The organism is Rossellomorea yichunensis (assembly GCF_032337515.1).
Taxonomy (GTDB): domain Bacteria; phylum Bacillota; class Bacilli; order Bacillales; family Bacillaceae_B; genus Rossellomorea; species Rossellomorea yichunensis.
The window spans coordinates 197,008-220,320 of record NZ_JAVYAD010000006.1; the positions used below are offsets into that span (position 1 = coordinate 197,008).

General features: G+C 43.6%; 25 protein-coding genes. 24 read left to right on the plus strand and 1 reads right to left on the minus strand.

Translation table 11 applies throughout. The annotated features are described in order from the left end of the window. The first annotated feature begins 18 nt into the window (after positions 1-18). From RSX31_RS17255 to spoIID, 19 genes are all read left to right on the plus strand, one after another. Positions 19-1,308 (plus strand): methyl-accepting chemotaxis protein, encoded by a 1,290-nt coding sequence (locus tag RSX31_RS17255; RefSeq protein WP_315635329.1) that lies wholly within the window; start codon positions 19-21, stop codon positions 1,306-1,308. Between the two features lie 154 nt (positions 1,309-1,462). After that, positions 1,463-1,906 (plus strand): ribose 5-phosphate isomerase B, encoded by a 444-nt coding sequence (gene rpiB / locus RSX31_RS17260; RefSeq protein WP_148971193.1) that lies wholly within the window; start codon positions 1,463-1,465, stop codon positions 1,904-1,906. 12 nt (positions 1,907-1,918) lie between these two features. Next, complete coding sequence (locus tag RSX31_RS17265) at positions 1,919-2,461, plus strand: TIGR01440 family protein (protein WP_148996338.1); 543 nt, start codon at positions 1,919-1,921, stop codon at positions 2,459-2,461. 409 nt (positions 2,462-2,870) lie between these two features. Beyond that, positions 2,871-4,112: a serine hydroxymethyltransferase gene (locus RSX31_RS17270; protein WP_148996339.1), complete on the plus strand. Its 1,242-nt coding sequence runs from the start codon at positions 2,871-2,873 to the stop codon at positions 4,110-4,112. Positions 4,113-4,512: 400 nt separating this feature from the next. Further along, positions 4,513-5,142, plus strand: a complete 630-nt coding sequence (gene upp / locus RSX31_RS17275) for a uracil phosphoribosyltransferase (protein ID WP_034765147.1) — start codon at positions 4,513-4,515, stop codon at positions 5,140-5,142. A 549-nt stretch (positions 5,143-5,691) separates the two neighbouring features. After that, positions 5,692-5,913: an AtpZ/AtpI family protein gene (locus tag RSX31_RS17280; RefSeq protein ID WP_113969237.1), complete on the plus strand. Its 222-nt coding sequence runs from the start codon at positions 5,692-5,694 to the stop codon at positions 5,911-5,913. Between the two features lie 3 nt (positions 5,914-5,916). Further along, entirely contained in the window at positions 5,917-6,291 is a 375-nt protein-coding gene (locus RSX31_RS17285) for an ATP synthase subunit I (protein ID WP_148996340.1), read from the plus strand. Positions 6,292-6,313: 22 nt separating this feature from the next. Continuing rightward, positions 6,314-7,027, plus strand: a complete 714-nt coding sequence (atpB, locus tag RSX31_RS17290; RefSeq protein WP_148996341.1) for a F0F1 ATP synthase subunit A — start codon at positions 6,314-6,316, stop codon at positions 7,025-7,027. Positions 7,028-7,099: 72 nt separating this feature from the next. After that, positions 7,100-7,312 carry a F0F1 ATP synthase subunit C gene (gene atpE / locus RSX31_RS17295; protein WP_044339990.1) on the plus strand — a complete coding sequence of 71 codons (213 nt, stop codon included), beginning with the start codon at positions 7,100-7,102 and terminating at the stop codon, positions 7,310-7,312. A gap of 162 nt (positions 7,313-7,474) precedes the next feature. Beyond that, on the plus strand, positions 7,475-7,993 hold the full coding sequence (locus RSX31_RS17300; protein WP_148996342.1) for a F0F1 ATP synthase subunit B: 519 nt from the start codon (positions 7,475-7,477) through the stop codon (positions 7,991-7,993). Continuing rightward, positions 7,990-8,526 carry a F0F1 ATP synthase subunit delta gene (locus RSX31_RS17305; protein ID WP_148996343.1) on the plus strand — a complete coding sequence of 179 codons (537 nt, stop codon included), beginning with the start codon at positions 7,990-7,992 and terminating at the stop codon, positions 8,524-8,526. The genes RSX31_RS17300 and RSX31_RS17305 overlap by 4 nt, the downstream gene beginning before the upstream one ends. Before the next feature lie 27 nt (positions 8,527-8,553). Then, complete coding sequence (gene atpA / locus RSX31_RS17310) at positions 8,554-10,062, plus strand: F0F1 ATP synthase subunit alpha (RefSeq protein WP_148996344.1); 1,509 nt, start codon at positions 8,554-8,556, stop codon at positions 10,060-10,062. 105 nt (positions 10,063-10,167) lie between these two features. Continuing rightward, positions 10,168-11,028, plus strand: coding sequence for a F0F1 ATP synthase subunit gamma (locus RSX31_RS17315; RefSeq protein ID WP_148971185.1), 861 nt, complete (start codon positions 10,168-10,170; stop codon positions 11,026-11,028). 71 nt (positions 11,029-11,099) lie between these two features. Then, on the plus strand, positions 11,100-12,503 hold the full coding sequence (atpD, locus tag RSX31_RS17320) for a F0F1 ATP synthase subunit beta (RefSeq protein WP_113969230.1): 1,404 nt from the start codon (positions 11,100-11,102) through the stop codon (positions 12,501-12,503). A 22-nt stretch (positions 12,504-12,525) separates the two neighbouring features. Beyond that, positions 12,526-12,930, plus strand: coding sequence for a F0F1 ATP synthase subunit epsilon (locus tag RSX31_RS17325; protein ID WP_044339984.1), 405 nt, complete (start codon positions 12,526-12,528; stop codon positions 12,928-12,930). 242 nt (positions 12,931-13,172) lie between these two features. Beyond that, on the plus strand, positions 13,173-13,409 hold the full coding sequence (locus RSX31_RS17330) for a DUF1146 family protein (protein ID WP_148971184.1): 237 nt from the start codon (positions 13,173-13,175) through the stop codon (positions 13,407-13,409). A 222-nt stretch (positions 13,410-13,631) separates the two neighbouring features. Further along, positions 13,632-14,381, plus strand: coding sequence for a YwmB family TATA-box binding protein (locus RSX31_RS17335; protein WP_315635337.1), 750 nt, complete (start codon positions 13,632-13,634; stop codon positions 14,379-14,381). A gap of 32 nt (positions 14,382-14,413) precedes the next feature. Beyond that, positions 14,414-15,718, plus strand: a complete 1,305-nt coding sequence (gene murA / locus RSX31_RS17340; protein ID WP_113969226.1) for a UDP-N-acetylglucosamine 1-carboxyvinyltransferase — start codon at positions 14,414-14,416, stop codon at positions 15,716-15,718. 304 nt (positions 15,719-16,022) lie between these two features. Next, positions 16,023-17,036: a stage II sporulation protein D gene (gene spoIID / locus RSX31_RS17345; RefSeq protein WP_315635339.1), complete on the plus strand. Its 1,014-nt coding sequence runs from the start codon at positions 16,023-16,025 to the stop codon at positions 17,034-17,036. Positions 17,037-17,074: 38 nt separating this feature from the next. Here the strand turns inward: spoIID and RSX31_RS17350 are convergent, their stop codons facing one another. Beyond that, positions 17,075-17,512 carry a VanZ family protein gene (locus tag RSX31_RS17350; protein WP_148996346.1) on the minus strand — a complete coding sequence of 146 codons (438 nt, stop codon included), beginning with the start codon at positions 17,510-17,512 and terminating at the stop codon, positions 17,075-17,077. Between the two features lie 374 nt (positions 17,513-17,886). On the opposite strand from RSX31_RS17350, the gene RSX31_RS17355 reads away from it, so the two are divergent. The 5 genes from RSX31_RS17355 (at position 17,887) to RSX31_RS17375 (ending at position 23,281) form a co-directional block, all read left to right on the plus strand. Then, a complete protein-coding gene (locus RSX31_RS17355) occupies positions 17,887-18,816 on the plus strand; it encodes a M23 family metallopeptidase (protein ID WP_148996347.1) in 930 nt (309 codons plus the stop codon). Positions 18,817-19,184: 368 nt separating this feature from the next. After that, a complete protein-coding gene (locus tag RSX31_RS17360) occupies positions 19,185-19,367 on the plus strand; it encodes a hypothetical protein (RefSeq protein ID WP_148971215.1) in 183 nt (60 codons plus the stop codon). 24 nt (positions 19,368-19,391) lie between these two features. Then, positions 19,392-19,694 (plus strand): DUF4212 domain-containing protein, encoded by a 303-nt coding sequence (locus RSX31_RS17365; RefSeq protein WP_148996348.1) that lies wholly within the window; start codon positions 19,392-19,394, stop codon positions 19,692-19,694. A 43-nt stretch (positions 19,695-19,737) separates the two neighbouring features. After that, entirely contained in the window at positions 19,738-21,405 is a 1,668-nt protein-coding gene (locus tag RSX31_RS17370) for a sodium:solute symporter family protein (protein ID WP_148971178.1), read from the plus strand. Next, positions 21,386-23,281, plus strand: coding sequence for a DUF294 nucleotidyltransferase-like domain-containing protein (locus RSX31_RS17375; protein ID WP_315635342.1), 1,896 nt, complete (start codon positions 21,386-21,388; stop codon positions 23,279-23,281). Before RSX31_RS17370 ends, RSX31_RS17375 begins: the two co-directional genes overlap by 20 nt. The last annotated feature ends 32 nt before the right edge of the window (positions 23,282-23,313 follow it).

The window sequence follows — 23,313 nt, forward strand, 5'->3', positions numbered from 1 at the left end:
GACAGGGAGAGAGAAAGAATGGGGAAAGAGAGAAGCTACAAATCGGGTCTTAGAAAGAAATTGGTCTTCTTTATCACGCTTCTTGCGATGGTGACGTATTCCACAAGTGCACTTTTTATTTATTTTATCAAACCTACTTTTGCACCTGAAATGAACGAACTTTTATTTACGAGCATGACGCTTGGGATGGGTGTGTTCTGGTCAGGTGTGCTTGCCTTTTTTGCAGCCGGATTCATCGTCAAACCACTTCAGCGTTTGGAACAGGCTGCGTTAAAAGCGGCTGAAGGGGACATTGCCGAAGAAGTGGAGGTACCTAAGTCGGATGATGAAATCCGCTCACTCGCATTGGCCTTCAATCGCATGCTGCATAATTTAAGAGACATGGTGTCTAGTATCGACGAAAACTTCACCAAGACAAATTCCAATGTCATCGAGCTGTCGAAAGCATCGGAATCAGCTTCCATTCAAGCGGATTCCATTTCCAAAACGATCAGCGAAATTTCAGCAGGTGCCGAAAGTTCGGTGATGGCGATTCAAACGACGGCTGAATCTGTTGAGGACGTGATCCGGATCGCACAGGAAGTACAGAATCACTCCAAATCATCAGAACAAATGTCCAAGCATATGGTGACGGAGCTCCAAGGAAGCAAGGAAGTCATTCATTCCCTCGTAGAAGGAATCAGTCGACTTGCAAGAGGAAATGAAGATTCCTTAGACGCCGTTCGCCGATTGGAAGACAATGCGAAAAAAGTGGAACAGATCATTCAATTGGTCGGTGATATCGCGAACCAAACCAATCTTCTCGCTTTAAATGCTTCCATTGAAGCAGCACGTGCAGGAGAGCACGGTAAGGGGTTTGCAGTTGTAGCAGAGGAAGTCCGCAAACTGGCAGATGAAAGCGGCAAGGCAGTCCAGGGAATTTCGGATCTCATCAAGAACATTCAAACCGAGGTTGGAAATGTAGTTGGACAAATCACGACTCAAGTTGACTCTGCAAATTCTGAAGTAAAAAAAGGAACTCAGACCAATGAGATGATCGAAACGATGACGAAAACGATCCATGAAGTAGCTGATGCGGTTCAAAATATATCCGTTCTTGTAGATCAGCAAATGAACAGCATCCAATTGACTTCCCAGCAATCACAGGAAGTTGCCGCCATCGCAGAAGAAACCTCCGCGGGGGCGGTGGAAGTGTCAGCCTCCACAAAAGAACAAGCGGCTGTGATGGGTGATGTAGAGAAGCTTGCGTTGAATCTGAAAGAGCAGGCAGAATCATTGAAGGGTACGATTACGCGTTTTCATCTATAAAAAAGACGGACATGAGGGACGGACCTCATGTCCGTTTTTTTGTAGTTGTCTGGCTTTCGACTCATTCTCTCAAAAACAATCCGAAAAACTTTATATAATCACGAGTGTGTGGCAAAATAATACGTATCAAAGGCTATAGGGAGTGGGATTAATTATGAAGATTGCAATTGCATCCGATCACGGCGGGGTAAATATCAGGGAAGAAATAAAATCACTACTGGAAGATCTGGGGCTGGAATATGAGGATTTCGGTTGTGAGTGTGGAACGTCCGTTGACTATCCGGACTATGCAGTGCCTGTTGCGGAGAAAGTAGCCAGCGGTGAATTCGATCGTGGAATCCTGATTTGTGGAACGGGCATCGGGATGAGCATTTCAGCTAATAAGGTCAAGGGAATCCGTTGCGCCCTTGTACATGATGTGTTCAGTGCGAAAGCAACGCGTGAGCATAATGACAGCAATATGTTAGCCATGGGTGAACGTGTGATTGGACCTGGGCTAGCGCGTGAAATCGCCCAAACGTGGCTGGTAACAGAATTTGAAGGTGGCCGTCATGCGAACCGTGTAGGGAAAATCACGGCATACGAAGACAAACAATAGGGAGTGGATTTCATGGAAATCGCTCAAATGAAGGAAGAACTGCAAACGATCCTGCAAGATTTCAGCAAACAGGTTCCAATGAAAAAAGGACAAGTGTTTGTTGTAGGCTGTTCAACATCAGAAGTGATGGGGGAGCGGATCGGAACATCAGGAACCATTGAAGTAGCGGAAATGATTTTTGATGAGTTAAAAGGATGGTCGGATTCAATAGGTGTATCGCTTGCTTTTCAATGCTGCGAGCACTTAAATCGTGCCATCGTTTTGGAAAGAGATGTGGCTGAAAGAAAAGGCTTGGATGAAGTCACAGTCATTCCTGTGCGAAAAGCAGGAGGAGCGATGGCGACCCAAGCGTACCATTCCTTTGAAGATCCCGTCATGGTCGAGCATATTAAAGGCGACGCCGGCATCGACATCGGGGATACCTTCATCGGCATGCATCTGAAACACGTAGCCGTCCCGGTCCGGGTATCACAAAAAAGCCTCGGTGAAGCCCACGTCACACTGGCCAAGACCAGACCAAAACTCATCGGGGGAATCAGAGCCGTATACGAATAATATTCTCTACTAAAAGGTCCGTCCCTCTGATTTGAGGGACGGACCTTTATTTCGGTGTTATCTTATATCAAGGTATAAATCCCGAACTATAAAGGAAGACATGGAGAATATGATTATGTTAAAGGTGAGTGAGGGAAATATATAGAACTTAATAAAATAACGGCACATGTGCATCTTCATTCGACAAGGTTAGTCATAATGCTACTTTTGGGAGTGTGTAGGAGAGCGGTGGAGGTGTTTGTGAATAAAATCACACGAGGTCCGTCCCTCTCAATACGCTCTAAACACGAACATTACGTTTTGACTAGAGGTTTTTATTTCGCGTTTTGCGGAATCGTGTTAGAATGAGAGTGAATGAATCAATGAGGCACCTAGAGCAGTTGGGCCTATGAATTAAAGGGGGATATGTATGAGTAAGATTGCCAAGCAAGATCCGGAAATTTATGCAGCGATTCAAGATGAATTAGAGCGTCAACGAACAAAAATCGAGTTAATTGCATCTGAAAACTTTGTCAGTGAAGCGGTTATGGAAGCACAAGGCTCCGTTCTGACAAACAAGTATGCAGAAGGGTACCCAGGTCGTCGCTATTATGGTGGCTGTGAGCATGTGGACGTAGCCGAGAATTTGGCTCGCGATCGTGCGAAGGAACTATTTGGAGCAGAACATGTAAACGTTCAGCCTCACTCAGGAGCACAAGCCAATATGGCAGTCTACTTCACGATCCTCGAACAAGGTGATACGGTTCTTGGAATGAACTTATCTCATGGTGGACATCTGACTCACGGGAGTGCCGTCAACTTCAGTGGAATTCAATATAACTTCGTAGAGTACGGTGTGGACGAAGAGAAGCACCTGATCAATTATGAAGATGTTAGACAAAAAGCGTTAGAGCACAAGCCGAAGCTGATCGTAGCCGGAGCAAGTGCATACCCAAGAGCGATCGATTTCGCGAAATTCCGTGAAATCGCAGACGAAGTGGGGGCCTACCTCATGGTTGATATGGCTCACATCGCTGGTCTTGTAGCAGCCGGTCTTCATCAGAACCCGGTTCCTTATGCAGACTTCGTGACAACAACGACTCATAAAACATTGCGCGGACCTCGTGGCGGTATGATCCTATGCAGAGAAGAATTTGCAAAGAAAATAGACAAGTCTATTTTCCCTGGAATTCAAGGTGGCCCGCTTATGCACGTGATCTCAGCTAAAGCTGTTGCTTTCGGTGAAGCGCTGCAGGATTCTTTCAAAGACTATGCGCAGAACATCATCGACAATGCGAACCGTTTAGGTGAAGGTCTTGTAAAAGAAGGAATCAATCTTGTATCAGGCGGATCTGATAACCATCTATTACTGATCGACCTGCGTTCACTAGGACTGACTGGTAAAATCGCAGAGAAAGTGCTTGATGAAATCGGTATTACCGTTAATAAAAACACGATTCCATTCGATCCTGAAAGCCCATTCGTTACAAGCGGTGTCCGTATCGGAACGGCAGCCGTTACATCCAGAGGCTTTGGACTCGAGGACATGGACGAAATTGCTTCCATCATGGCATTGACACTTAAGAACCATGAAGACGAGGCGAAACTGGAAGAAGCACGCAAACGTGTCATCGACCTGACGAGCAAATTTGAATTATATCCGGAAAAATAATAGATGACCTCTCCGCCAGGGACGGACCTCCCTGGTGGAGGGGTTTTTTTGATGGGAAATTAGTAGGGAAGTAGATTTTCAAACTTATAGTTGTCGGCTATAAAGCGATTTTGGGTAGAATCCAGCCTAAATATGTAATAATCCGGCCGTTTTTTCAGAGAATCCAGAGGCTTTTCAAGAAAATCCAGCCGATTCAGGCATTAATCCAACCAATTAACAAAATTAACCAGAACCAAACCGGATTCGCTCCAGCCCACACCCATCATCTCAATTCAAACGATTCCATTACACTTCCCATCTCATGTTGCTCTTAAATTGTCTTTTATGTACAATAGTCTGAGGTGTAAAGGAAGTAGACAAACTATTTTTACATAAAATCGAATTTAAAGGAGAGAGTCGAATGGGCAAAGTATATGTATTTGATCATCCGTTAATTCAACACAAATTAACGTTTATTCGTGATAAAGAAACAGGTACGAAGGAATTTCGTGAGCTTGTTGATGAAGTAGCGACATTGATGGCGTTTGAAATCACACGTGATTTACCGTTAGAGGATATTGATGTGGAAACACCAGTAAGCAACGCCAAGGCCAAGACTCTTGCAGGTAAAAAATTAGGGATTGTTCCTATTCTGCGAGCAGGGTTAGGGATGGTCGACGGAATTCTTAAGCTGATTCCGGCTGCAAAAGTAGGACATGTTGGTTTATATCGTGACCCGGAGACTCTTAAACCGATTGAATATTACGTAAAGCTTCCAAGTGATGTGGAAGAGCGTGACTTCATCCTGGTCGATCCAATGCTTGCAACAGGAGGATCTGCCGTTGAAGCCATCAACTCATTAAAGAAGCGTGGTGCGGTAAGCATCAAGTTCATGTGTCTCGTTGCTTGTCCTGAAGGGGTAGACGCAATCAAGGAAGCGCACCCTGACGTTGACATCTTCATCGCGGCTCTTGATGAGAAGCTGAATGAAAAAGGATACATCGTTCCTGGTTTAGGGGATGCTGGAGATCGTTTATACGGTACGAAATAATTTGAAATAAGACAGGAAAGCCGGAGTATCTATAATTGATAACCCGGCTTTTCTATTTATATAACGACATAATTCCTACTGTTATTTAGTTGGAAGTATTTACATTAAATTCAAGGGTTACTCATAAAAAGAATTTTCTATATAATGGAGGGGCATGTGAAGGTAGAATCTATACATGAGCGAGACCACAGTCGCCTCCGCTTTTCTGTATGTTCAGCTCCGGCGGGTAATCCCTCGAGGTCACAACTGAAAAATCCCAAAAGGCAAAGAGCGCCTTTAGGGATTTTCCAGTTGTGCTTGTCGGGCCTGACCAACCCGCCTCCGCTTTTCTGTAAATGTGTTAAAAATGTGAACAATTTGGAAACGCGTGGATAGGTTGTGAACTTTTTAACTTGAACTCATTGACATAGATAATACCCTATTGTATGCTTACAAAGGGTATCAAATGATAAGGTTTTCACAAGGGTTGAACCCGTATGGAAACGGTTTTTCATCATTTGTACAGTGTGAACGATTTTCCACTAAATCACATGTGTGGAGATGAAAAAAATGCGTCAAAATGATCGACGCCCTTATCAATCGATGGTCTTGTATTCTGCTATTCTTTCCCAGCTTGTTGGTTCTATCTTAATAGGAATCTTCGGCGGGAGATGGTTAGATGGAATATGGAGCACCACACCACTTTTCTTAATTATTGGACTACTCCTTGGGCTCGCAACAGGAATCTACACCATGCTCCGTACAGTCCAACATTTCAATTCGGGAGATTAATGTATGCCAGAACTTCAGCAATTGTTTAACAGGCATCGTAAGTACATATTTTTCCTCCTTTCCCTTTACGTCCTCGGTTGGGGTTTTACTTCCTATCAGTCTATTTTCCTTGGGCTTTTTTTGGGGACAGGCATCAGTCTGTTTAGTCACTGGCTGATCATGAGGAGAACCGTGCGATTCGGTGATGCAGTAGAATCTGGTCAAAAGGTTCGATCTTTAGGAACCTTCTCAAGGATGGCAGGTGCGGCCTTTGCAGTCATTATTGCAACGGAATACCCTGAGCACTTTCATCTCCTGAGCGTCATTATGGGATTAATGACAATTTACCTTGTCATTATGATAGATTATTTTATTCAGCAGCTTTTAGCTCATAAATAGCGGGGAAGAGAGGTGAATTTCATTGCATCATGAAAATCCTACAGCCGAGTTTCTAGGGTTAACTTTTAACCTGGCGAACGTACTGATGATCACAGTGGCGAGTGCCGTTGTTTTCCTAATCGCCGTTCTGTCAACTCGTAGACTGGCCATGAAACCAACAGGAGTGCAAAACTTTATGGAATGGGTCATGGACTTTGTCAAGAATATCGTGAAAAGTAATATGGATTGGAAAACAGGTGGTCGTTTCCATCTCCTTGGACTTACTTTACTCATGTACATTTTCGTTTCAAACATGTTAGGACTTCCGTTCTCGGTAGTCATTGACCACGAATTATGGTGGAAGTCACCAACAGCGGATCCAGTTATCACTATGACCCTGGCAGTTATGGTCGTTGTGTTAACACATTATTATGCAATCAAGATGAAGGGCTTCGGTGAATACGGTAAAGACTTCTTCAGACCTATGTCGTTCTTATTCCCGCTGAAGATCATTGAAGAATTTGCCAACACACTAACGCTTGGTCTTCGTCTTTACGGTAACATCTACGCCGGGGAAATCCTGCTTACACTACTGGTAGGAAGCCTGGCACATATGGGAGCAGCCGGATTACTGGGTGCCATAATCCCAACGATTGTATGGCAAGCTTTCTCAATCTTTGTCGGCGCAATCCAATCATTTATTTTTGTTATGTTAACGATGGTTTATATGGCTCACAAAGTCAGCCTAGACCATTAATATATACCCTGTTCAAAATTGAACAAAACTACTCAAAACATTTTTTCATACATTTAAAGGAGGAAATTCAGAATGGGTCTTTTAGCAGCAGCAATTGCAATCGGTTTAGCAGCACTAGGTGCAGGTATTGGTAACGGTCTTATTGTTTCACGTACGGTAGAAGGTATGGCTCGTCAACCGGAAGCTCGTGGAATGCTTCAAACTACAATGTTCATCGGGGTTGCGTTAGTAGAGGCGATTCCTATCATCGCAGTAGTTATCGCATTCATCGTAATGGGTCAATAATAGCAGTTTAAAGTTCAAGATGGCGAAGATCATTCGATAAGAACCTTCGCCATTCCTTTATGTTTAGTACTTATGAACAATTGACTATGAATGATACGGCATTTGCCGATATTGTACAGCTTTCTTATGGAAGGCATTGACTCTTGAAGGGAGTGAAACCGCGTGCTTACAAACGCATTTGTCCTTGGAGCTGGTGGCGGCTTTACAGGTGGAGATATCGTATTCCAGCTTGCTATGTTCCTTATCCTTCTTGCGTTACTGAAGAAGTTTGCCTGGGGTCCTTTGATGGGCATCATGCAAGAGCGTGAGAATCACATTGCAAGCGAAATAGAAGCGGCTGAACAAAGCCGTCTAGAAGCAAATAAGAGCTTAGAAGAACAGCGTCAACTTTTAAAAGAGGCTCGTCAAGAAGCGCAAGCGATGATCGAGAACTCTAAGAAGCAGGGCGATGAGCAACGTGAACAAATCATCATTGCCGCTCGTCAGGAATCCGAGCGCTTGAAAGAATCTGCGAAACGTGAAATCGAGACGCAGAAAGAACAAGCGATGGCAGCATTACGCGAGCAGGTTGCTTCACTATCTGTTCTGATTGCATCGAAAGTGATTGAAAAAGAACTTTCTGTTCAAGATCAACAGAAGCTGATCAACGATTATATTAAAGAGGCAGGAGAAGAGCGATGAGCTACTCTACAGTCGCAAAACGCTATGCGTTAGCTCTTTTCGATATTGCCAAAGAACAGAATCAATTAGAAGCGATTGAACAAGAGCTTCGTGCAGTGAAATCCGTTTTTATCCAAAATAAAGAATTAAGCATTCTTTTGGAAAATCCGAAGTTTTCGACGGATAAGAAGAAAGACATGTTGAAAGAAGCGTTCTCAAGCGTTTCAGTACCAGTATTGAATACATTGCTTCTTATGACTGATCGTCATCGTGAAGATCAGGTAGTGGGCGTTGTCGATGCATTCATCGAGCTATCTAATGAAGCTAGAGGAATTGCAGAAGCAAAGGTGTACTCCGTACGTGCTTTAACAGAAGATGAGAAGACAGCAGTCTCAGCTTCTTTTGCTAAGAAAATTGGTAAACAATCATTAAGAATTGAGAATGTGATAGACGAGAACATACTTGGCGGACTTAAGGTCCGTATCGGCAACCGTATTTATGACGGAACACTTGCTGGCAAGTTGGATCGTCTTGAGCGTGAACTTGTTCGTTAACTTTCGTATAAATGAGGGGTGAAATTCATGAGCATCAAGGCGGAAGAAATCAGCGCGCTGATAAAAAAGCAAATTGAAAACTATCAGTCTGAGATGAAAGTAAGCGATGTAGGTACAGTTATCCAAATCGGTGACGGTATCGCTCGTGCTCATGGCCTCGACAATGTCATGGCTGGAGAGCTTGTTGAATTTTCTAACGGTGTCATGGGTATGGCGCAGAACTTAGAGGAAAACAACGTAGGTATCATCATTCTCGGACCATTTAAAGACATTCGTGAAGGCGATGAGGTTCGTCGTACTGGACGTATCATGGAAGTTCCAGTAGGACAAGAATTAGTAGGTCGTGTTGTAAACTCACTTGGACAACCAGTTGATGGATTAGGTCCAATTGCGACAACGAAAACACGTCCAATTGAAGGTGGAGCACCTGGTGTTATGGATCGTAAATCCGTACACGAGCCACTTCAAACTGGTATCAAAGCGATCGACGCTCTAGTTCCAATCGGTCGTGGTCAACGTGAGTTAATCATCGGAGACCGTCAAACAGGTAAAACATCTGTTGCGATCGATTCGATCCTAAACCAAAAAGGTCAAGACATGATCTGTATCTATGTTGCGATCGGACAAAAAGAATCAACTGTACGTAATGCAGTTGAAACGCTTCGTAAGCACGGTGCCCTTGATTACACAATCGTTGTAACGGCATCAGCTGCTTCACCAGCTCCAATGCTATTCTTAGCACCATACGCTGGTATCACAATGGGTGAAGAATTCATGCATAGCGGCAAGCACGTTCTTGTTGTATATGATGATCTTTCTAAGCAAGCATCTGCTTACCGTGAGCTTTCATTATTATTACGTCGTCCTCCAGGCCGTGAAGCATTCCCTGGTGACGTATTCTACTTACACTCTCGTTTACTTGAGCGTGCAGCGAAATTAAGTGATGCAAAAGGTGGAGGTTCCATCACAGCATTACCATTCGTTGAAACACAAGCAGGAGATATCTCCGCTTATATTCCAACAAACGTTATCTCCATCACTGACGGACAGATTTTCTTACAATCTGACCTATTCTTCTCCGGTGTTCGTCCGGCGATCAATGCAGGTCTTTCCGTATCACGTGTTGGTGGATCCGCACAAATCAAAGCGATGAAGAAGGTTTCCGGTACACTGCGTCTTGACTTAGCGGCATACCGTGAGCTTGAAGCATTTGCTCAGTTCGGATCAGATCTTGATAAAGCGACACAAGCGAAACTGAACCGTGGAGCACGTACTGTTGAAGTACTGAAGCAGGATCTTAACAAACCACTAAATGTTGAAAAACAAGTTATGATCTTCTATTCATTAACAAAAGGTCATTTAGATGATATTCCAGTAACAGATATTCGTCGTTTCGAAGGTGAATTCCTAAGCTGGTTAGATCACAACCATACAGAACTGTTAGACCATATCCGCACAACAAAAGGTCTTCCTGAAGACGATGCAATGGTCGCTGCGATCAACGAATTCAAGAAGACATTTGTAAAGTCTGAGTAATTTTATAAGATGTCGGTGTTCATTCTGATGACACCGGCTGATTATTCTATTATTTAGTTGGTTCTAGTGAATATGACTAACATTTTAAAAGGGTGGTGAGAACCAGTGGCATCGTTACGCGACATAAAAACTCGTATTACATCTACGAAGAAAACCAGTCAAATTACGAAAGCAATGGAAATGGTCTCTGCCTCTAAATTGAACCGTGCTGAATCGAATGCGAAAGCCTTCGTCCCATACATGGAGAAAATTCAGGAAGTCGTTGCTTCCATTTCCCTTGGTAGCACAGATGTAACGCATCCGATGCTAGTCTCCCGCCCCGTAAAAAAAACCGGCTACTTGGTCATTACATCTGACCGCGGTTTGGCGGGGGCTTATAACTCGAGCGTCATTCGTGCTGTAAGTAATGCGATTAAAGAGCGTCACAGCTCACAAGATGAATACGCCATTATTGCGTTAGGTCGTATTGGAAGGGACTTCTTCCAAAAACGAGGCGATAATGTAGTGGAAGGTATTGTAGGGCTACCAGATCAACCAAACTTTGCAGACATTAAAGACATTGCCAACAAGGCAGTCAGCATGTTCTCTGATGGTGCTTATGATGAGCTTTACATGTACTACAACCACTATGTCAGTGCCATTCAACAAGATGTTACCGAGAAGAAGGTTCTTCCTTTAACGGAGCTTGATTCTTCTTCATCGAACTTAACTTCTTATGAGTTTGAGCCTAATGCTGAAGAAATTTTGGAAGTGTTGCTTCCCCAATATGCTGAAAGCTTGATTTACGGAGCGTTACTTGATGGTAAAGCCAGTGAGCACGCTGCTCGTATGACAGCAATGAGAAGCGCAACAGACAATGCGAAAGAAATCATTAACAGCCTTACACTTTCTTATAACCGTGCGCGTCAAGCAGCGATTACCCAAGAAATCACGGAAATCGTCGGCGGGGCAGCAGCACTCGAATAGAAATGACATTCCGGTTCAGTGCCGGATTACAACATAGTTTTGTCGTCAAAAGCTAGTTAGGAGGGAAAGAGATGAACAAAGGACACGTTCTTCAAGTAATGGGTCCAGTTGTCGATGTCAAGTTTGCTAATGGCCAACTTCCTGATATCTACAACTCATTAAAGGTCCAAATTGCAGATAGAGCTGAACTTACATTAGAGGTTGCCCTTCACCTAGGTGATGATTCTGTACGTACAATCGCGATGGCTTCCACAGATGGTTTACAGCGTGGAGCTGACGTGCTTGATACAGGAGCACCAATCTCTGTACCAGTAGGGGATATCACATTAGGTCGTGTATTCAACGTTCTGGGTGAATCAATCGATTTAGACGAGCCTCTTGCAGCAGGTATCCGTCGTGATCCAATTCATAGACAAGCACCTACATTTGATCAGCTTTCTACAGAAGTTGAGATTCTGGAAACAGGTATTAAAGTAGTAGACTTACTTGCCCCTTACATCAAGGGTGGTAAGATCGGTCTATTCGGTGGTGCCGGTGTTGGTAAAACCGTATTAATCCAGGAGCTTATCAACAACATCGCTCAAGAGCACGGTGGTATCTCTGTATTCGCCGGTGTTGGAGAGCGTACTCGTGAAGGTAATGACCTTTACCACGAGATGAGCGACTCTGGCGTTATCAAGAAAACAGCGATGGTATTCGGACAAATGAACGAGCCGCCAGGTGCGCGTATGCGTGTTGCCTTGACGGGTCTTACAATGGCAGAATACTTCCGTGATGAGCAAGGTCAAGACGTACTTCTGTTCATCGATAACATCTTCCGTTTCACGCAGGCAGGTTCAGAGGTTTCTGCCCTACTAGGCCGTATGCCATCTGCCGTTGGTTACCAGCCGACACTTGCTACTGAAATGGGTCAATTGCAAGAGCGTATCACGTCAACTAACGTAGGTTCTGTAACATCGATCCAAGCGATCTATGTACCTGCCGATGACTACACGGATCCGGCTCCTGCTACAACTTTCGCTCACTTGGATGCAACAACGAACCTTGAGCGTAAGCTTTCTGAGATGGGTATCTATCCTGCGGTAGATCCATTAGCATCGACTTCCCGTGCTCTTTCTCCGGAAATCGTAGGAGAAGAACACTACAGCATCGCTCGAAATGTTCAACAAACATTACAGCGTTATAAAGAACTTCAAGATATCATTGCGATCCTTGGTATGGATGAGCTTTCTGATGATGATAAGCTGACGGTACACCGCGCTCGTCGTGTACAATTCTTCTTATCTCAAAACTTCCACGTTGCAGAACAGTTCACTGGACAAAAAGGTTCTTACGTTGAAGTGAAAGACACTGTTAAAGGATTCAAAGATATCCTTGACGGTAAATACGATCACATTCCTGAAGATGCGTTCCGTCTAGTAGGTCCGATTGAGGATGTATTAGCAGCAGCTAAAGAAATGGGCGTAGAGGTATAATTAGGGACCAGGAGGGAAGAAAATGAAGACATTAAAAGTCAATATTGTCACTCCCGATGGCCCAGTGTACGATTCAGAAGTGGAAATGGTGAGCACGAAAGCTCAAAGCGGTGAGCTTGGAATCTTACCTGGACACATTCCGATGGTTGCTCCACTACAAATCGGTGCGGTTCGCCTGAAAAAAGGTGGCAACACTGAGCTTGTAGCTGTCAGTGGCGGATTCTTAGAAGTACGTCCTGAACAAGTGACAATTCTAGCACAGTCTGCTGAAACAGCAGAAGCTATCGATGTACAACGCGCGAAAGAAGCAAAAGGCCGTGCAGAAGACCGCATGCAGGCACAACGCGACGACGTAGACTTCCGTCGTGCCGAACTTGCTCTTAAGCGTGCCATGAACAGAATTAACGTTTCCGAACGTAACTTCTAATATAAACACCAAAGCCGCCCTTTCCTTGTGGAAGGGTGGTTTTTTGAATAGAGGGACGGACCTCTGTTGGAAGTTTAAAACAGGTATCGAATCCACTTTCTCCTATTGTAAGGTCTCCAAAGACCTGGTTAAATTTCCACTCCCCAAACTGTACTAAAAAATTTGCAAATTCCATATGTCGTTACAGAATTATGTGGTAAAATGGACTTTGTGCGTCGAATTGATTATTAGGAGTGAGAAGAGTGATAGAAAGCTTTGGCCAGCAGGCCCTTATCAGCATGCTCGTGCATCTATTTGTATTCGGGATCACATTTTGGTCTTTGCAATCCATCCAGTTAGACAAGCTCCTCAAGAAAAATCGAGTCGCTCAAGGGAGACTATTGTATATCCTACTAACGGTCGCGATCGGATCAGCCGTCAGCCGATTTTTACTGGATTACTACCTGTGGTCTCAAAGCTTGCCTGTTTTCTTTGAATAAGTAGAGCTTCTGACAAAAAATAGGTCTTACTGCATGTTTTCAACGGGGCCTGTTTTAAGTAAGATTAATTTTGTGCTCGTTCCTTTGTGAAAAAGTTTCAAAGTGAAACGCTTTCATATAACAGCCTGCCGACAACTCAATATTTGTAAAAAGATGACGACAATTTTCAAGTATGTTCTTCTCCTATTCGGACAGACTTTTAGGTAAGGGGAGGAATGGAAAATGACTCGGTATCTTTACATTATTTTAATCTTTTTTGTTGGATTAGGTTTTCTTCCTGTTATTAATGGGAACAACACTATCGAAGCCAATCATTTATTAGACATTGAAAAGCTTGACCAAGCCATTATACATTCTCAAGGTCAGATAACTGAATGGTCTCTATATGCAAGAGAAAACAAAAAAAGCTTCACGAATAAAGGGTTTGCCAAATATAGTACTACTATGCAAGAAAGATTTTCTGATTTTGAGTGGGTGACGAAGAAATCAGCTGAAGAGGTAATGGTTGTGGGACAACGTCAGACGTCTCACGGGGAAGAAACCATTAAGTTGCAGCATACCCTCACAAAAAAGCAGTCCGTTTCGTATAGTATGTATGAAATGCGCGGAGATCAGAAAGCGTTGGGAGAAAAGACGAAGCATTATATCAAGACTGAATTTATCCCAAATATGGAAATCATTTTTACTACTAAACCTATGATTTTCTCTTGTATAAAAGGCGAATTCAATGATAAGCTTGAGAAAGTTTTGTCGAATCAGGCTGTCGAACTAATGTCGAAATTAGACGCTAAAGAACTGGAATCACTTAAAGAAGAAGACTTTTATTCCATTTCAGCTTACTCGGAACAAATGTCACGGACTATACCAACAAAAAATGATGATATGAATATACAACTAGGTCTACGGAAAAGCGGAATGGGCGCTAAGACAACCTTTGTGATTGGCACACCCATCCTAATTATTGAATATTAATATAGAGAAATTGGACGCGGAGGGGAATACTCTTGGAAAAAATTATCGTCCGCGGCGGTCAGCGTTTAAGCGGTACAGTGCAAGTTGAAGGAGCAAAGAATGCCGTTTTACCAGTCATCGCTGCTACATTATTAGCAAGTGAAGGAAAAAGTGTCATTAAAAACGTACCACCACTCTCCGATGTATATACGATTAATGAAGTATTACGTCATTTAAATACAGATGTAGAGTTTAACCATGGTGAAGTCATCGTGAATGCATCAAGAGAGTTGTTTGTGGAAGCACCGTTCGAATATGTTCGAAAAATGCGTGCATCCGTTCTTGTAATGGGATCATTACTTGGACGTACAGGTAAAGCACGTGTTGCACTTCCTGGTGGATGTGCGATTGGATCAAGACCGATTGACCAACACTTAAAAGGCTTCGAAGCAATGGGAGCAAAAGTGAAGGTAGGAAATGGTTTCATCGAAGCTGAAGTAGACGGAAGACTGAAAGGTGCCAAGGTTTATCTGGACTTCCCAAGCGTTGGGGCCACAGAAAACATCATGATGGCTGCAGTCCTTGCAGAAGGAACAACAATCCTTGAAAACGTCGCAAAAGAGCCTGAAATCGTCGACTTAGCCAACTTCCTTAACAAAATGGGAGGAAGCGTAGTAGGTGCAGGTACTGGAACGATCCGTATCGAAGGTGTAGACCGTCTATACGGTGTCGAGCACAGCATCATCCCAGACCGTATCGAAGCGGGAACTTTCATGGTGGCTGCTGCCATCACTCAAGGTGATGTCCTGGTAAAAGGTGCGATTCCAGAACATTTATCATCATTGGTTGCCAAGATGGAAGAAATGGGCGTTACAATTATCGATGAAGAAGAAGGTCTTCGTGTCATTGGACCGGAGAAATTAAAATCTGTCGATATCAAGACAATGCCTCATCCTGGTTTCCCAACAGATATGCAATCTCAAATGATGGCATTACTTCTAGCAGCTGACGGCACAAGCGTCATCACTGAAACAGTTTTCGAAAATCGTTTCATGCATGCTGAAGAATTCCGTCGTATGGGAGCAGACATTAAGATTGAAGGCCGCTCTGTAATCATGAACGGACCAACGCCTCTTCAAGGAGCAGAAGTGGCTGCAACGGACCTACGTGCAGCAGCAGCTCTTTCGATCGCAGGTTTGGTAGCAGATGGTTACACTCGAGTAACAGAACTTAAGCATTTAGATCGTGGATATGTGAACTTCCATCAGAAGCTTGCAGGCCTTGGTGCCGATATCGAGCGTGTGAAAGAAGTGGAGGAAACACCTGTTTCCGAGCAAGACATGATTAAAGATGCGTAAGCATTAGATAGGAAGGTGAGCTTTTCTTTTATAGAAGAGCTTGCCTTTTTTGTTTGGATTGAGAGTCTGGCTGGGTGTGGGAGCTAGCTGTAACTCAGATTGTTTTGGTAAAATAAGTGAATTGTCTGGATTATTGTTGATTTCGGCTGGATTCTTTCCAAGTTCACCAATCCCAAACAACTTCCCTCGTTAAAATCACTCTTAAAAGATTCATAATTGCTTGTCCACTACCATACATATGAAAGAGAGTGGAGAAGTGTGCTAGGACATTCTCCTATTTAATCTTTCATTGGAGGCCGCGAACATGAAGCATTTGAAACCAGTACTGATCATCTTCTCAATCTTTATCAGCATCATTTTTATTGTACCTACTCTTCTCGTGCTCCCATTTTCATCAGAAAAGGAAACGGCAAACTTAGACGAAAAGCTAAAAGATACGCCAACCGTTGAAAAGCTGGAGAACTCGGTTGAGGTAGCAGTCTATCGCTCCAACCAGGACCTGATCGAGAAACTTCCTTTGGAGCAGTATGTAGTAGGGGTAGTAGCTGGTGAAATGCCTGCAGATTTTGAAAAGGAAGCGTTAAAAGCTCAAGCACTTGCAGCAAGGACGTATATTGTGAATCAGCTTTTACTTGAGGACTCCACTGTTCCGAAGGGTGCCGATGTGACAGATACCGTCTCTCATCAGGTTTATAAGAACCAGAAGGAGCTTGCTGGCCTCTGGGGTGCCGACTATGACTGGAAGGTCAAGAAAATATCCGAAGCGGTGCTTGAAACGATGGGGCAGGTGCTGACCTATGATGGTAAGCCCATTACGGCAGCCTTCTTCTCAACGAGTAATGGTTACACAGAAAACTCAGAGGCTTATTGGCCGAATGAATATCCATATTTAAGAAGTGTCGAAAGCCCTTGGGACTCTGCGTCACCCAAATACGAAGATCAAAAGGTTATCCCGATCAAAGAGTTTGAGCAGAAACTGGGCGTAACCCTGCCAAAGGATGGCTCGGTAGGAACGATCACATCAAGAACAGAAGGCAAAAGGGTAGCGAGTGTTGAAATAAACGGCAAAGGATTCTCCGGCCGTGATATAAGAGAAAAGTTAGAACTGAGATCCTCAGACTTCACTTGGTACCTGAAGGATGATCATATCGTCATCGCTACAAAAGGATATGGCCACGGAGTCGGTATGAGCCAATACGGAGCAAACGGAATGGCGAAGGAAGGCAAGGATTATCAAGACATCGTCACGCATTACTATAAAGACGTCAAAATAACAGAGTCAGATAAACTCCTGCAGAAAGTGACAGCACAAAGATAATAAAAAGGATTGAGTCTATAAGGTCAAGGTGACCAGACTCAATCCTTTTTTAAATAGGCTTCAAACTTCTTCATCTTTCTCGTTAAAGCATGATCAGGCTTTTTAAAATATGTCCGGTTCACAATCCAGAAAAGGACAGTGACCCCGATCAGATCCTTGGCAGCATCAATCATCGTTGCCGACCGATACGGAACAAAGGATTGATGAATTTCATCTACAAACCCATAAAAGACCGCAATTAACGCAACGGTAAAATTCAAAGTGAATCGAAGCTTTCCATGTGCCAACAGAGCGACCACAAATAATCCATATAAAATACCGAATTCGATTAAATGAAGAGATTCTTTAATAAAACGATCCAACTGATTATCAGGAAAACGAATGACGGCATCATCCGGATTACTCGACATAATCCAGATAAGAATCATATAGAGAAAAGGCGCAGCTGTCAGCACATATGTAAGTAACTTCTTCATATGCAGCTCGTCCTTTCTATTTTTTTATATTGTATCATGCAGGATAGTATTTTCGTTAACAATCTAGAATTGCAGGACCTGCGCTATTCTTAAGGTTGTTGTTTTAAATTATTTTGTAAAAAAAGAATCTCAGTAAGTTGAGTGGAGCGAAAGGCGCCCGCCCCGCGGAAAGCGAGCGTCCTGTAGTAGAAAATCAACTACTACTGCTTCTGTTAAAATACGAAAAACGCATAATAAAAAGAAATATTTCATCTTATTTTTAAAATCATACATATTTTCCATCCCTTTGTCGAAAGATAAGAATTAAAAAATTTTTTTGCGAATGTGTATATATTTTCTGAATTCTGTTCAGAATGATTGCTGAGGTGATGAAAATGAGAGAGGAAGAAAAGAAACAACCTTCTCAAAACTTTTTGAAAAGACGTTGGGCATACCCAGCAATCTATTTAGCAAGTGCAGCAATCATTATCACGGGGATTCTGTGGTACCAGGCAGGAAATGATGTAAACGAGAAAGCCAAGGATTACAGCTATGATGGAGTTCCTACTGATAATGAGTTCAACCAGCCTGCAGAAGAAGTCAATCGTTCATTGGAAAACTTTGTAATGCCTGTTGCAAGCCCTGAAGACACAGTCATCGAAAAACAATTCTACGATACTGAAGCATCAGCGGAAGAACAGGAAGCTGCCCTAGTCGTTTATGGTAACATGTATTATCCGAACCAAGGAGTCGACATCTCTAAAGATGGAAAAGAATTCGATGTTCTGGCTGCCATGAGCGGTACAGTCACAAAGGTTCAAGAAGATTCCCTACTCGGAAACACGATTGAAATCGAGCACAGCAAAGGAATCGTTACTCGTTATCAATCAGTCAAAGACTTTGAAGTCGCGGTTGGAGATGTAGTAGATCAAGGACAAGCTATCGCTAAAGCAGGTAAGAGCTTATTCAATGAAGAAGCTGGTGTTCACGTACACTTTGAAATTCGTAAAGCAAATGTAGCAGTGAATCCACTGGAGTACTTCAATAAGTCCCTTGCAACACTTCAAGAAGCGCAATTAGAAGACAAGAAGGTTTCAGGTGAACAGCCCGATGCTGAAGCTGCACAGGAAAACGCAGCTGAAGATCAAGCTAGCGAAGACAAAGCAACTGAAGACAAAGCAACAGAAGATAAAGCAACAGAAGAAAACGGTGCTGACGATGCAGCTGAAGAAAAACCGGAAGCTGAGCAAAAGCCGAAACAAGAAAATGCTGATCAAAAAGACGACGCAGCCGGTAATGGCTCTGACGTAAAAGACGAAGAATAATCATATAGATGAAGAAAGACTGACCGGTGAATTCCGGTCAGTTTTTTTGTTTTCAGATATATTCCCTTTGTCGCCTCATCCATATAAAAATTTCCTCGGAAATTCGACAAAGGAATTATTTTACTGGTAAAGCATTTCCAAGCCATTCCATTCTACTAATGTAATTACTTATTTCAATATCTTTATTGTAGTAAAATGATTTATTTATATAGGGAAAGATCAAGTGCAGATTTGTCGTTTTTTCTTTATTGACCAGGCTTTTTTCAAAAAAGATAATGAGGGCATGAATAAAATTTCAGAAAATTAAATCTTTACTAGTGGGAGGTCGTGTGATTAAGGAGACGCTTACAAAATCAGGAGGTGAAACGTTGCTTTACTTCATCGCGATTTTACTCATAACAGGGGGAAGCATTTTTCTTGCGCTGAGAAAGAAACGGGCTTTCTTCTTAACCATTCCATTCTTGTCTTTATTCATTTACTTTATTTTTCAAATCGCCATGGTCCCGATTCCGTTTTTTGAGACCGTGAAATTTATTTTCAGTTTAAAATAATGAGCTTGAAAAGGGGTTACATAAATGAAGAAGATCGATAGAGCAAAAGCGGATCAGTATTTTAAGGAAAAAAACCGTTATATGGGAATGTATTTAGTGATTTGGCTCGTCTCTTCCTTTGGGGTCGTGCTGTTTGCTGAAAGCCTGTCAACAATCACCCTCAATGGCTTTCCGTTTCACTACTTTATGGGTGCCCAGGGGTCGATTGTCATTTTCATCATCTTACTATACGTAAATGCGAAGGTGAGCGATGGAATCGATAAAAAGTATGGAATAGATGAAAGTAAAAATGAACAGATCAGTTACGGAAAAACACTCGATCATTAAACGGCTTCAACCAAATATAGAGCATAGCAGGGGGAAACGATAAATGGATACTCAGTTTTTAGTATCAACGTCGATTATTCTGTTGACGTTTGCGTTATATATCGGAATTGCTGTTTATAACAAAGCGAAAGCGACATCGGACTTTTATGTAGCAGGCCGTGGTGTACCGCCAATCTTTAATGGGATGGCCATCGGGGCCGATTGGATGAGCGCGGCATCATTCATTGGACTGGCTGGTACCGTCATGATCCTCGGGTATGATGGACTTGCCTACATAATGGGGTGGACGGGGGGATATTTGCTGTTGACCTTCTTACTTGCCCCACAGCTCAGGAAATATGGACGCTATACAGTACCGGAATTCATCGGGGATCGTTACAACAGCCACACGGCCCGCGTCATTGCCGCGATCTGTACGATCATTATCAGTTTCACGTATAGCATCGGTCAGCTATCGGGTTCAGGAGTCGTAATCGGGCGTTTATTCGAAATCGATGCCAAAGTCGGTACGATGATCGGGGTCGTCCTCATCGCCTTCTACGCAGCCTTCGGGGGGATGAAGGGGATCACGTGGACGCAGGTAGCTCAGTATGTCGTTCTTATTATCGCTTATTTAATTCCTGTTATATTTATGTCCTTACAAATTACCGGAAACCCCGCACCTTGGATTTCCTATGGGGAACTGGTAGGGAAAATCGGGGAGCTCGATCGTGAGCTTGGGGTCTCGGAATACTTCGCTCCTTTTACAAACGGTACGAAGTGGCAGTTCATGGCTCTCATGTTTACGTTGATGGCAGGGACCGCGGGACTTCCACACGTCATCGTTCGATTCTATACGGTTTCTACAATGAAAGCGGCTCGCTGGTCAGGAGCATGGGCCCTTCTTTTCATCGGACTTCTCTATTTATCAGCACCTGCATACGCAGCGTTCTCCCGCTTTATTTTAATGACAAAGGTAGCGGGCAGCCAAATCAGTGACTTACCTTCCTGGACGAAATCATGGGTGGATACAGGTAAATTACAGGTCGCAGACGCAAATGGAGATGGAATCCTCCAGTGGAAGGAAATCATCATCTCCAATGATATCGTGGTAATGGCAACACCGGAAATTGCGAATTTAGGCGTATTTGTTATTGGTCTCGTTGCGGCTGGTGCCATGGCAGCGGCGTTATCGACAGCAGGCGGACTGATGATCGCAATATCGTCTTCCTTTGCTCATGATATTTACTACCGTGTATTCAAACCGAACGCAACAGAGAAGAATCGTCTGGCGGTTGCCCGTTGGTCGATCGTCATCGCGACTGTGCTCGCCGGGATCGTGGCACTCAATCCTCCAGGCGTTATCACTCAAATCGTCGCCTGGGCCTTCGCACTGGCGTCAGGAACGTTCTTCCCGGCCCTCTTACTCGGAGTATGGTGGAAACGGTCCAATGCCCAAGGGGTAATCGCAGGGATGCTCGTAGGGTTAGGGGTGACCCTTACGTATATCTTCCTGGCAAGATCGGGAGTTACCCTATTTGGCATCATTGATACGGGGGCAGGAGTGTTTGGCGCAGCGGCAGCCACTATTGCCAACATTGTCGTGTCACTGATGACGAAAGCACCTTCTCAAAAGATTCAAGAAGAGGTAATGGATCTCCGTTACCCGGAACAAATGACCTTCAAAGACGGAGAAGTTTGGGTGAACGACGATGTCGACTTCAAGGCCTGACCAATCATTTCAAGAAGCTGTACTCCTTCATCCCTTCTTCAAGGGGATGGAGCGGAGTACGGCTCTTTCTCTTTTTACTGAGTGTAAGCGGCTTGAGGTGGGAAAGCACTCTACCATTCTTAAAAGCTTTGAACATCGTCTGGGACTCTATCTTGTTGTAGAGGGGGAAGTAGAAGTTGTTGTGACAAAGGAAAAAGAAGAGATTCTCGAAATGATTTCGAGGGATGGGATCGTCGGCTTATCGAGTCTGTATTCTGTACTGAATACAGATGTGGAGGATAGTGTGTATTCCTCGGTTGAGGTCAAGGCGAAAGAAGATTGCCTGCTCTGTCTCGTTCCGTATACTAGTTTGCAAAACTATTGGAATGAACCTTATTTGAAGAATTTTTTATTGGAGGAAACATCGAAACGACTTCAGGATGTTTATTATTCCTTGTCCCATCAAGTGGGAGTGGCGCACGGGCTTGAAGAGCGGACAACGATTCTGAAGCGGGTGAGTGATGCCATGACGAATTCAGTTGTAACTGTCAGCAGTGATGATTCCCTGGGGGAGGCAGCTAGAGCCATGGGAGAAAATCGGGTCAGCTCGGTCATCATTCTGGAAAACAATCGCATCACAGGAATCCTGACAGAAAGAGACCTCGTCTCCAGATGTCTTGCAAGGTCCGTCCCTCTCACCAAACCCATAAACATGGCCATGACCCCCAACCCAACCGTCATCACCCGTTACGCCTACCTGTATGAAGCCCTCGCAGTCATGATCGATCACTCCATCAAACACCTGCCCGTTGTCGGGGGTAAGGAGAGGGACGGACCTATCGTCGGCATCATCACCCTCCACGATGTAATGAAAGCGAATCATATAGGTGCCCTGACGAGTGCAAGGAAATTGGAGAACAAGGATTTTCCCCTGGAAAAGGTTAAACCTATGGCAGAGTCGATGCTTGCGAGCCTTTGGAAAGCACAAGCTCCTGTGTTTCACATACTCGATTTCATGTCGGGGCTATTCGATCGTATATATCAGCGAATCTTAAGGCAGGTTGAGGAGGAATTGCATCAGGAAGGACGTGAAAGCCCTTGTTCGTATGCTTTTTATGTCATGGGCTCAGCAGGAAGGAAAGAGCAGTATATGCTCACCGACCAAGATCATTTCCTGGTTTATGAAAGACATAGTGAAGAAGCGGTGGACTATTTCTATGACTTTGCTGAAAGGGTCGTCGTTGCATTGGAAAAGGCAGGACTAAGTCTTTGTGACGGAGGAATGATGGCGAATCAGAGATCTTGGACAGGAAGTATGGATTCCTGGCAGGAAAGATTGAGGGAATGGTCTCTCCATTCGTCAGAAGAAACACTATTGAAAGTGCAAAACTTCTTATCTTACCGTTTTTTATTTGGGGATGAAGCACTTCATTCAGCATTTGAAGAAGCCATAAAAGATCAGCTGCGCAGTGCGAAAATATTGTTGGTACGGCTGGCTCAAGTTGAAAATTCCAAGCAGGTTCCTGTCCTGCACTCCTCCATCCGATCAATATTAGGAATGGACCTAAAAATAGTGTCCATTAAGAAAGACATTCTGTTTCCTTTTCATCATGCCTTACAGATCTTGAACGCTGCTCATGGAAACACCTCGGGATCAACAAGAGAGAAGCTGGACTTTTTGAAAGAAAAACGGTCAATTTCGTCGGAATTTGCAGAAGAATTATCCGGAGCATTCGAGGAATTCATGAAGCTCTATTTAGAGTTAAAGCGGATGGGTAAGGGAGATACGATACACCTCTCCTCACTCTCTACCCGTAAAAAAGAAAATCTATATAAGAGTGTGAAAACGATTCGTGAATTTCAACATATGATGCTTTCTCATTACTCATTAACATAGAAGGGATGTGTAGATCTTCATTTTTTCAAAGA

Bases quoted from the DNA above. Each gene is read 5' to 3' on its own strand.
- RSX31_RS17265 (WP_148996338.1), top strand. From the start codon at position 1,919: ATGGAAATCGCTCAAATGAAGGAAGAACTGCAAACGATCCTGCAAGAT.
- RSX31_RS17370 (WP_148971178.1), top strand. From the start codon at position 19,738: ATGGATACTCAGTTTTTAGTATCAACGTCGATTATTCTGTTGACGTTT.
- RSX31_RS17355 (WP_148996347.1), top strand. From the start codon at position 17,887: ATGAGAGAGGAAGAAAAGAAACAACCTTCTCAAAACTTTTTGAAAAGA.
- atpA (WP_148996344.1), top strand. From the start codon at position 8,554: ATGAGCATCAAGGCGGAAGAAATCAGCGCGCTGATAAAAAAGCAAATT.
- rpiB (WP_148971193.1), top strand. From the start codon at position 1,463: ATGAAGATTGCAATTGCATCCGATCACGGCGGGGTAAATATCAGGGAA.
- RSX31_RS17255 (WP_315635329.1), top strand. From the start codon at position 19: ATGGGGAAAGAGAGAAGCTACAAATCGGGTCTTAGAAAGAAATTGGTC.
- RSX31_RS17325 (WP_044339984.1), top strand. From the start codon at position 12,526: ATGAAGACATTAAAAGTCAATATTGTCACTCCCGATGGCCCAGTGTAC.
- atpD (WP_113969230.1), top strand. From the start codon at position 11,100: ATGAACAAAGGACACGTTCTTCAAGTAATGGGTCCAGTTGTCGATGTC.
- RSX31_RS17280 (WP_113969237.1), top strand. From the start codon at position 5,692: ATGCGTCAAAATGATCGACGCCCTTATCAATCGATGGTCTTGTATTCT.
- RSX31_RS17305 (WP_148996343.1), top strand. From the start codon at position 7,990: ATGAGCTACTCTACAGTCGCAAAACGCTATGCGTTAGCTCTTTTCGAT.
- RSX31_RS17375 (WP_315635342.1), top strand. From the start codon at position 21,386: ATGTCGACTTCAAGGCCTGACCAATCATTTCAAGAAGCTGTACTCCTT.
- RSX31_RS17335 (WP_315635337.1), top strand. From the start codon at position 13,632: ATGACTCGGTATCTTTACATTATTTTAATCTTTTTTGTTGGATTAGGT.
- RSX31_RS17350 (WP_148996346.1), bottom strand. From the start codon at position 17,512: ATGAAGAAGTTACTTACATATGTGCTGACAGCTGCGCCTTTTCTCTAT.
- spoIID (WP_315635339.1), top strand. From the start codon at position 16,023: ATGAAGCATTTGAAACCAGTACTGATCATCTTCTCAATCTTTATCAGC.
- upp (WP_034765147.1), top strand. From the start codon at position 4,513: ATGGGCAAAGTATATGTATTTGATCATCCGTTAATTCAACACAAATTA.
- RSX31_RS17365 (WP_148996348.1), top strand. From the start codon at position 19,392: ATGAAGAAGATCGATAGAGCAAAAGCGGATCAGTATTTTAAGGAAAAA.
- atpE (WP_044339990.1), top strand. From the start codon at position 7,100: ATGGGTCTTTTAGCAGCAGCAATTGCAATCGGTTTAGCAGCACTAGGT.
- RSX31_RS17270 (WP_148996339.1), top strand. From the start codon at position 2,871: ATGAGTAAGATTGCCAAGCAAGATCCGGAAATTTATGCAGCGATTCAA.
- RSX31_RS17285 (WP_148996340.1), top strand. From the start codon at position 5,917: ATGCCAGAACTTCAGCAATTGTTTAACAGGCATCGTAAGTACATATTT.